A 1,760-nucleotide genomic window follows, 5' to 3' on the forward strand; every position below is an offset into this window, starting at 1 on the left:
CAAGAAACCTGAAAATTAAAGAGTAATATATTTCTGGTCAAGCGACCAAGGGCATAAGGTGAATGCCTTGGCACTGAGAGCCGAAGAAGGACGTGATAAGCTGCGAAAAGTCTCGGGGAGGAGCAAATATCTGTTAATCCGGGAATGTCCGAATGGGGAAACCTACTTGAGCAAACCTCAAGTATCTTATTGTGAATACATAGCAATAAGAGGGGAGAGTTGGTGAACTGAAACATCTAAGTAGCCAGACGAAAAGAAAGAAAAAATTCGATTTTCAAAGTAGCGGCGAGCGAAATGGAAAGAGCCCAAAATAAGTTAAGGATAAAGATTGATAGTAGAATGGTCTGGGAAGGCCAACCGAAGAAAGTGAAAGTCTTGTAAACGAAATTGATTAATATCTGACTTAGAAAGAGTAGCATGGGACACGAGAAATCCTGTGTGAACATGGGGGGACCACCCCCTAAGGCTAAATACTACTCAGTGACCGATAGAGAATAGTACCGTGAGGGAAAGGTGAAAAGAACCCCGGGAGGGGAGTGAAATAGAACCTGAAACCTTATGCCTACAAGCAGATAGAGTCTTATAGAGAGATGATATCGTACTTTTTGTAGAACGGGCCAGCGAGTTATGGTGTGCGGCAAGGTTAAGTAATGAAGTTACGGAGCCGTAGGGAAACCGAGTCTGAATAGGGCGGATAAGTCGTATGCCATAGACCCGAAACCAGGTGATCTATCCATGAGCAGGTTGAAGTGAAAGTAAAATTTCATGGAGGACCGAACCGGGTAACGTTTAAAAGTTATCGGATGACTTGTGGATAGGGGTGAAAAGCCAATCGAACTTGGAGATAGCTGGTTCTCCTCGAAATAGCTTTAGGGCTAGCCTCAATTTAGTTTACAGGGGGTAGAGCACTGAATACCGTAGGGGTGTTAGACATTACCGAAAGTTATCAAACTCCGAATACCTGATAAATGATGATTGGGAGTCAGACTATGTGGGATAAGCTTCATAGTCAAAAGGGAAAGAGCCCAGACCACCAGCTAAGGTCCCTAAATATAGATTAAGTGGTAAAGGATGTTTTACTACTTAGACAACCAGGATGTTGGCTTAGAAGCAGCCATACATTTAAAGAGTGCGTAATAGCTCACTGGTCAAGTGGTAGAGCGCCGAAAATGAACGGGGCTAAAATCTAATACCGAAGCTGTGGACTAATGTAAATTAGTGGTAGAGGAGCATTGTGTAAGGGGTGAAGCTAAGTTGGAAGACGAAGTGGACTTTACAGAAGAGAGAATGCTGGCATGAGTAGCGAAAAGGCAGGTGAGAATCCTGCCCGTCGAAAGCCTAAGGATTCCTGAGGAAGGCTCGTCCTCTCAGGGTAAGTCGGGACCTAAGCCCAGGCTGAAAAGCGTAAGCGATGGACAACAGGTTGAGATTCCTGTACTATCTTTGAATGTTTGAGAGATGTACTGACGCAGGAGGATATGTTGAGCGTGTGAATGGTAGAGCACGTCTAAGCAAGTAGATAGAGATTAGAGGCAAATCCCTAATCTTAATATCGAGATGTGATGGGGAGCGAAAAATGAGTAGTGAAGCAACAGATTCCAAACTGCCAAGAAAAGGTACTATTGAGTGAGAAGATACCCGTACCAAAACCGACACAGGTAGGCAAGGAGAGAATCCTAAGACGCGCGGAAGAACCTTTGTTAAGGAACTCGGCAAAATGACCCCGTAACTTCGGGAGAAGGGGTACCATTAGATGTGAA

The 1,760-nt window shown here is 44.4% G+C and carries 1 rRNA gene; it reads left to right on the forward strand.

Going from position 1 to position 1,760, the window contains the following annotated elements:
- Nucleotides 1-35 precede the first annotated feature (35 nt).
- Nucleotides 36-1,760 (forward strand): 23S ribosomal RNA (locus HMPREF3181_RS00600); the annotation flags it as partial.

Origin of the sequence: Parvimonas sp. KA00067, assembly GCF_001553085.1 — a bacterium.
GTDB classification, from domain to species: domain Bacteria; phylum Bacillota; class Clostridia; order Tissierellales; family Peptoniphilaceae; genus Parvimonas; species Parvimonas parva.